Below are 8,200 nucleotides of genomic sequence, written 5' to 3' on the forward strand. Positions count from 1 at the left end.
TATCTGGAGGGGTTGTACCACCCGGATCCGGACCATGCGGGGACGTTCGACGCCCGGGAGGGAGGGTACCTGTACGGGGCGGGGGACTACGAACCGGGCCTTATCGGCATCTCGCCGCGTGAGGCGTTGGCGATGGATCCGCAGCAGCGCCTGTTGCTGGAGACGTCGTGGGAGGCGCTGGAGCGGGGTGGGGTCGATCCGCTGGGCCTGCGCGGCGAGCCGGTGGGCGTGTTCGTCGGCGCCTCGTTCATGGGGTACGGCATCGGGTCGGTGGAGAGCGGGGAGGGCCTGGAGGGGCATCTGCTGACGGGCACGGCCTCGTCGGTGATGTCCGGCCGGATCTCCTACTCCTTCGGGCTCGAAGGCCCGGCGGTGACGGTGGACACGGCGTGTTCGTCCTCGTTGGTGGCGCTGCACCTGGCGGCGCAGGCGCTGCGGTCGGGTGAGTGCTCGATGGCGCTGGTCGGCGGTGCGACCGTGATGCCGAACGCCGATGTCTTCGTGGAGTTCTCGCGTCAGCGCGGACTTGCTGCCGACGGCCGGTGCAAGTCGTTCGGTGCGGACGCGGACGGGACGGGTTGGTCCGAGGGTGTCGGCATGCTGCTCGTGGAGCGGTTGTCGTCTGCGAGGGCTGCCGGTCGGCAGGTCCTGGCGGTGGTCCGGGGCACGGCGGTCAATCAGGACGGTGCGTCGAACGGTCTGACGGCGCCGAACGGTCCGTCGCAGCAGCGGGTGATCCGGGCGGCGCTGGCGCAGGCGGGGTTGAACCCGCAGGACGTCGACGCCGTCGAGGCGCACGGCACCGGCACGACGCTCGGCGACCCCATCGAGGCCCAGGCCCTCCTGGCCACCTACGGTCAGGACCGGGACGGCGGCGACCCGCTCTGGCTGGGGTCGGTGAAGTCCAACATCGGGCACACGCAGGCGGCGGCCGGTGTCGCGGGCATCATCAAGATGCTGCTGGCGATGCGGCACGAGACGCTCCCCGCCACCCTGCACGCGGACGATCCGTCGCCGCACGTGGAATGGTCGGGCGGTGAGGTCGAGCTGCTGACCGCGTCGAGGCCGTGGACCCCCGGGGACCGGCCTCGTCGGGCCGGCGTCTCGGCGTTCGGTGTCAGCGGCACCAACGCGCACGTCATCCTCGAAGAGGCCCCCGCAGGGGAGGCCCCGGCCGACGGCCCGGAGCCGACGGTCGTTCCGGTGCTGCTCGCCGGGCACACCGAGTCGGCGCTGCGGGCCCAGGCGGAGCGTCTGCGGCACGTCGCCGACCAGGATCTCCACGCGCTCGCCGCGGCTGCGGCACGGCGCCCGGCGCTGGCGCATCGCGCGGTGGTGCTCGCGGGTGGGACCGACGCGCTGACGGCCGGGCTGGACGCGGTGGCGTCCGGTGCGGGTGGTCTGACCGGCACCGCACGGGCGGGCCGGGTGGCGTTCCTCTTCACGGGTCAGGGCGCGCAGCGAGCGTCGATGGGCCGGGGGTTGTACGAGGCGTTCCCGGTGTTCGCGGACGCCTTCGACCAGGTGGCGTTGCACGTGGATGCCGATCTGGACCGGCCGCTGGCGGAGGTGCTCGCGGACGAGGAGCTGATCCACCGCACCGGCTACGCGCAGCCGGCGCTGTTCGCCGTCGAGGTCGCCCTGCACGCGCTCCTCACACACTGGGGTGTGCGGCCGGACGTCCTGGTCGGGCACTCGATCGGTGAGATCGCTGCCGCGCATGTGGCCGGAGTGCTGTCTCTGCCGGACGCGGCCACGCTGGTCGCCGCACGCGGCCGACTGATGCAGGCCCTTCCGGCCGGTGGGGCGATGCTCGCCGTCGGAGCCTCCGAGGCGGACGTCCTCGCCGCGTTCCCGGACGTGGACGTCGCCGTGGTGAACGGCCCTGGGGCCGTGGTGGTCGCGGGCCTGGAAGCCGAGATCGACGCCGTCGCCGAGGCTGCGGGCGAGCGGGGTTGGAAGACCAGCCGTCTGCGCACCAGCCACGCCTTCCAGTCGCGGCTGAGGGAGCCGATGCTGGAGGACTTCCGTGTGATCGTGAAGTCCCTGGCCTTCGCCGAACCGTCGCTCCCGGCGGTCTCCACGGTGACCGGCCGCCCGGTCCGGCCGGGCGAGTGGTCGGACCCGGAGTACTGGGTGGACCAGGTCCGCAAGCCGGTCCGCTTCGCCGACGCCCTCGAAGCGCTCGACGGCGTCACCAGGTTCGTCGAACTGGGCCCGGACGGCGTCCTGTCGGCGCTCGTCCAGCAGCCCGACGCCGTCGCCACGCCGCTGCTGCGCCGCGACCGCGACGAAGTCACCACCGCACTGACGGCGCTCGCGACCCTGCACGTCAACGGCGTCCCGGTCGACTGGTCGCCCTTCTTCACCGGCGTCCGGCCGCTCGAACTCCCCGCCTACGCCTTCCAGCGGCAGCGGTACTGGCTCGCCGCGACCCGCGGCGCCGGCGATCTCGGTGCGGCCGGGCTCGGCGCCGCCGAGCACCCCTTGCTCGGCGCGGTCGTGCCGCTGGTCGACGGGGACGGGACGGTGCTCACCGGCCGGCTCTCGCTCGGTGACCAGCCCTGGCTCGCCGATCACGTGGTCGCCGGTGCGGCGCTGCTGCCCGGGACGGCGCTGCTGGAGCTGGCGCTCCAGGCCGCCCGCCAGGTCGGCTGCGACACCGTCGAGGAGCTGACGCTGCACGTGCCGCTCGTCGTTCCCGACCGGGCCGCGGTTCGGATCCAGGTGACGGTGGACGGCCCGGACGAGCGGGGCCGCCGGGACGTGCGCATCCACTCCCGTGACGAGCACGGCGACGGCTGGCAGCACCACGCCACCGGCGCCCTCGCGCCGGCGGGCGCGGCGGCGGGGCGGGCCGTCGACACCTCCGCCGTCTGGCCGCCCGCCGGCGCGGTGGAGGTGCCGCTCGACGGCCTCTACGCCGGTCTCCGGGACATGGGCCTGGACTACGGGCCGGCGTTCCAGGCGCTTCGGGAGGTCTGGCGTCGTGGCGACGACCTGTTCACCGAGGTGGTCCTCGGCGAGGAGTTCCGGCGTGAGGCGTCGCGGTTCGGTGCGCACCCCGCCCTGATCGACGCGGCCCTGCACGCGCTGAGCCTGCCGGGCGGCGACGCCGAGGGCGGTGACGCCGACGCGGTGGCACGGCTGCCGTTCAGCTGGTCGGACGTGGCGGTGTACGCCGTCGGCGCGGACCGGTTGCGGGTCCGGATCAGTCCGGCCGGCGGTGACGCGGTCCGGTTGGAGGCGTTCACCACGACGGGGCAGGCCGTGCTCGCGGTCGGGTCGCTGGTGATGAGGCCGGTGCCGTCCACCCGTCCCGTGGCGGCGGACCTGTTCGCGGTCGAGTGGGACCGGGTGCCGGCGCCTTCCCCTTCGGCGGCCTCGCCGAGGGCGGCTGGCTGGGCGGTGCTCGGGGAGCCGCTGCCGGAGCTGCCGGGCGTGCCGGCGCGGGACGGCTTCGGTGCCCCGGTGGTGCTCGTGGCCGCGGGTGGCGCGGGCAGCGGCGGCCAGGGGGCCGGCGGGGTCGCCGAGGTGACCCGTGCCGAGGTCCGCCGGGTGCTGGCGGTCGTGCAGAGCTCGCTGTCCACCGACTCCCGGGTGGTGGTGCTGACCAGGAACGCGGTCCTGCCCGATGGCGAAGGCGGCGACGGCGGCGACGGCGTCGACCTCGCCGGGGCTGCGGTCTGGGGCCTGCTCCGGTCGGCCCAGCAGGAGAACCCGGACCGGTTCGTCCTGGTCGACGTCGACGAGGACGCCGCGTCCTGGCTGGCGCTGCCGGCGGCGGTGGCCTCCGGTGAGCCTCAGGTGGCGGTCCGCGGTGGCGCGCTGTTCGCGCCGCGGCTGGCGCGCACGACCGCCGGTGACCGGGCGATCGACCCGACCACCGGCCGGGCCACCGATCCGACCACCGCATCGGCCACGGACCCGGTCACGGACCCGGCGGTCGGATCGTTCGGCGCCGGTACCGTGCTGATCACCGGCGGGTCCGGCACGCTCGCGGGCCGGGTGGCGCGTCATCTGGTCGCCTCCCACGGGATCCGCCGGCTGGTCCTGGTCAGCCGCAGCGGCGGCGGCGAGGCGGTGGCCTGGGAGCTCGGCGCCGAAGGCGTGGAGGTGACGCTCGCCGCGGCGGACGTGACCGACCGTGCCGCGCTGGCCGCGGTGATCGCCGGGATCCCGGCGGAGCACCCGCTGACCGGGGTGGTGCACACCGCCGGTGTCCTGGACGACGGGATCGTCGAGCAGATGACGCCCGACCGGCTCGACCGCGTCCTGCGGCCGAAGGTGGACGGCACGCTGCACCTGCACGAACTCACCCGGGGCCTGGAACTCTCGGCGTTCGTCCTGTTCTCGTCCGCGTCGGCGGTCTTCGGGACGCCGGGGCAGGCGAACTACGCCGCGGCCAACGGGTTCCTCGACGCGTTCGCCCAGCACCGCCGGGCGCTCGGCCTGCCGGGGCAGGCGCTGGCCTGGGGGCCGTGGGCCGAGGGCGGCATGGCCGGTGACCTGGACGAGGCCGACCGGCAGCGGATGGCCCGGGCCGGTGTGCTGCCCTTCGACGTCGCGTCGGGGCTGGCGGCGTTCGACGCTGCCGTGACCGCCGCGGCGGCGCCGGTGGTGCCGATCCGGCTCGACCTGGCGGCCGTGCGGGCGGCGGGGGAGGTGCCGGCGCTGCTGAGCGGCCTGGTCCGGAGGCCGGCGGTCAGGGCCGTGGCGCCCACGGTGGTGCCGGTCGCCCAGCGGTTGGCGGGGCTGTCGGACGAGGCGAGGCGCGAACTGCTGCTGGACCTGGTGCACGGCCACATGGCGACGGTGCTGGGCTACCCGGCCGACCATCCGACGGAGCCCGCCCGGGGCTTCCTCGACCAGGGGTTCGACTCGCTCACGGCGGTCGAACTGCGCAACGGTCTGACCGCGGTGACCGGCCTGCGCCTGCCGGCGACGGTGATCTTCGACTACCCGACCCCCGGCGACCTGGCCGAGCACCTGTTCGAGCAGTTGGCCCCGGTGGAGCCGGTGGCCCCGCCGCTGCCCGCGCTGGCCGAGCTCGACCGGTTCGAGGCCTCGTTGGCCGCCGACGGACTCGACCCCGCGGTGCGCGACCAGATCGCGGACCGGCTCCGGAGGCTGCTCGCGGGCTGGCAGCCGACGGAGGCGGACGAGGTCGTCGACCTGCTGGAGGAGGCCAGCGACGAGGAGATGTTCGCGTTCATCGACAACGACCTCGGCCTCTAGCCGGTCGGGGCGGGGCGGAGCGCCGGCACGCAGGGGCCGGCGCTCCACCGGCCGCGAGGGCGCGGCGCGACCGGTGGACGCGGCCTACTTCCGCATGATCACGGGTTCGCGCCGGCGCAGCAGCCGGGCGACGACGAGTCCGAAGAGCACGGAGAGGGCCAGCAGCATGCCCATGTCGAGCAGCCAGACGCTGCCGCGGTGGGCGAACATCGGGTCGTCGGTGAGGGGGTCGGGCAGGAGGGCGCCCAGGTCGACGGTGGCGGCCATCGCGCCGAACCCCCAGCGCGCGGGCGCCAGCCAGGAGAGCTGGTTGAGGATCGGCGTCTGGTCGAGCTGGAGCAGCGCGCCGCAGAACACCACCTGGACGATGGCGACCAGGACCAGCAGGGGCATGGTCACCTCCTCCTTCTTCACCACGGCGGAGACGAGGAGGCCGAGGACCATCGTGGTGACGGAGAGCAGGGCGACGGCGAGGGTGATCTCCACCAGGCGCGGCAGGAACACGCCTCCGGCGCCCGGTGGTCCGAGCCCGACGCCGACCAGGGCGACCAGGGTGAGGACCACCGACTGGACGACCGTGATGGTGCCGAGCACCACGACCTTCGAGCAGAGGTACGCGGATCTGGACAGGCCGACGGCGCGTTCGCGCTGGTAGATGACGGTTTCCTTGACCAGTTCGCGGACGGCGTTGGCGGCCCCGGTGAGGACGCCGCCGACGCAGAGGATGAGCAGCGCGTTGAGGGCGGTGTCCTCGTCGAGCTGTCGGCCCGCGAGGGCGCGCGTCAGGGCGCCCATGATGAACGGCAGGGCGATCATCACGGCGAGGAAGGTCTTGTCGGCGGCGAGCACCGTGGCGTAGCGGCGGACGAGGGTGGAGACCTGTTTGCCCCAGCGCCTCGGGGTGGGTCGGGGAGCCGAGGCGGTGGGCGCCGGCGTGCCGGGGAGCGAGCGGGCGGGGTGGTCCATGGCGCCGGCGATGTAGCGCCGGTAGGGGGTGGACGCCCGGTACTGACCGGCCCAGTCGTGGTCGCGCCGGCTCTCGAAGGCTTCGAACGCCTGGGGCCAGTGGTCGAAGCCGAAGTGGCCGAGGGCCTCGCCGGGCGGGCCGTACCAGGCGATCCGGCCGCCGGGGACGAGCAGGAGCAGACGGTCGCAGAGGTCGAGGCTGAGCACGCTGTGGGTGACGACGATGACGGTGTGTCCGTCGTCGGCGAGGCCGCGGAGCATCTGCATGACCGAGCGGTCCATGCCGGGGTCGAGACCGCTGGTGGGTTCGTCCAGGAACAGCAGGGAGGGCTTGGTGAGCAGTTCCAGGGCGACGCTGACGCGCTTGCGCTGGCCGCCGGAGAGGCTGGAGATGACCTGGTCGGCGCGCTGGGTGAGGCCGAGCTCGCTGATCACCTCCTCGACCCGGGCCTCCCGTTCGGCGGGCGCGGTGTCGCCGGGGAAGCGGAGCTCGGCCGCGTACCGCAGGGCGCGGCGGACCCGCAGCTGGGTGTGCAGGATGTCGTCCTGCGGGACGAGGCCGATGCGGTGGCGCAGCTCGGCGTACTCGCGGTAGAGGTCGCGGCCGTCGTAGCGGACGGTGCCCCCGGTCGCGGGGCGGAGCCCGGTGAGGGCGTTGAGCAGGGTGGACTTGCCCGCGCCGCTGGGGCCGGTGACGGCCAGCAGGCTCTTCTCGCCGACCGGGAAGGTGACGTGGTCGAGCAGGACGTGGGCGTCGCCGACCGTGACGGTGAGGTCCTCGACGTCGAGGTCGACGATGCCGGTGTCGACGAACTCCTGGAGCTCGTCGCCGATCAGGCAGAACTCCGAGTGGCCGATGCCGACCAGGTCGCCCTGGCCGACGAGGGCCTCGAACACGGGCTGGCCGTTGAGGTAGGTGCCGTTGTGGCTCTCCAGGTCCGCGATCTCGTACCGGCCGTCGGGGAGGGCACGGAGTTCGGCGTGGTGGCGGGAGGCGGAGAGGTCGCTCACCACCAGGTCGTTGTCGGGGGCGCGGCCGATCCGGACGACGCGGGCGGACAGCGGGAGGATGCTGGTCGGCGGGCGGTAGGAGCCGGTGATCGAGGTGAGGGCGGACGACTGCCGCTGCTGGACGGTCATCGGCTCGGGCAGGGCGCTCAGGCTGCAGCGGGGCCCGTCGGCGGGATCGCCGAAGCGGACCACGCTGCCGGGGCCGACGTCCACGTGCCGGACGCGGTGGCCCTCGGTGTAGGTGCCGTTGGTGGAACCGACGTCGTCGAGCACCCACCGGCCGTCCCCCTCGTGCAGGACGGCGTGGTGCCAGGAGACCCGGGGGTCGGTGAACACGACGTCGCTGGCCGGGTCCCGGCCGACGGCGTAGGAGCGGCTCGGGCTCATGACCTGCGAGTCGCCTTCGGCATCGAGTACGAGCTGGGGCGCGCTGGGCCCGAACTCCCGTTCTCCCATACGGTCGATGCTAGTCCGGTGGGGGCCCGGCCGCCCGGGAGGCGGCGTCGTGACCCGGGCGCCTGCCCCCTGCCCCCTGTGACGGCCTTGGACCGCGCGATCGGCGGATCCCGGCCCGTCGGGGGGATTCCCGCCGGCGGGCCGGGATCCGCGGCTAAGGGACTCCTAGGGGTTGAGGGGCCCGAGGGACCGCTCCTACCGTCTGGGACGGTACCGCCGGTCCGCGGTGCCGTCCCACCCTGCGATCCCGGTGACCACCGGAGTGAGGTGACGCGCTGGTGTCGACTGAGCAGAGGCTCCGGGACTATTTGAAGCGGGTGACCGCCGACCTCCATCAGACGCGCAAGCGGCTGGCGGAGGCCGAGGCCGGCGCCCGCGAGCCGATCGCGATCGTCGGGATGGCCTGCCGCTACCCGGGCGGGATCACCACTCCGGACGAGCTGTGGAAGCTGGTGGACGAGGGCCGGGACGGCATCGGCCTGTTCCCGACCGACCGCGGCTGGGACGTCGAGGGGCTCTACCACCCCGA

Annotated in this window: 3 protein-coding genes; 2 read left to right on the forward strand and 1 reads right to left on the reverse strand. The window is 74.2% G+C overall.

From position 1 onward, the window contains the following. Positions 1-5,238, forward strand: a 5,238-nt coding sequence (locus PUR56_RS10820) for a type I polyketide synthase (protein WP_443034473.1), incomplete at its 5' end; no start/stop codon positions are given. A gap of 84 nt (positions 5,239-5,322) precedes the next feature. On the opposite strand, the gene PUR56_RS10825 is transcribed toward PUR56_RS10820, so the two are convergent. Then, positions 5,323-7,671 carry an FHA domain-containing protein gene (locus PUR56_RS10825; RefSeq protein WP_329948721.1) on the reverse strand — a complete coding sequence of 783 codons (2,349 nt, stop codon included), beginning with the start codon at positions 7,669-7,671 and terminating at the stop codon, positions 5,323-5,325. Between the two features lie 278 nt (positions 7,672-7,949). Between PUR56_RS10825 and PUR56_RS10830 the strand changes: the two genes are divergently transcribed. Further along, positions 7,950-8,200, forward strand: a 251-nt coding sequence (locus PUR56_RS10830; RefSeq protein WP_329948722.1) for a beta-ketoacyl synthase N-terminal-like domain-containing protein, incomplete at its 3' end; no start/stop codon positions are given.

The sequence above is a fragment of the Streptomyces sp. BE303 genome (genome assembly GCF_036290945.1).
Classification (GTDB): Bacteria; Actinomycetota; Actinomycetes; order Streptomycetales; family Streptomycetaceae; genus Kitasatospora.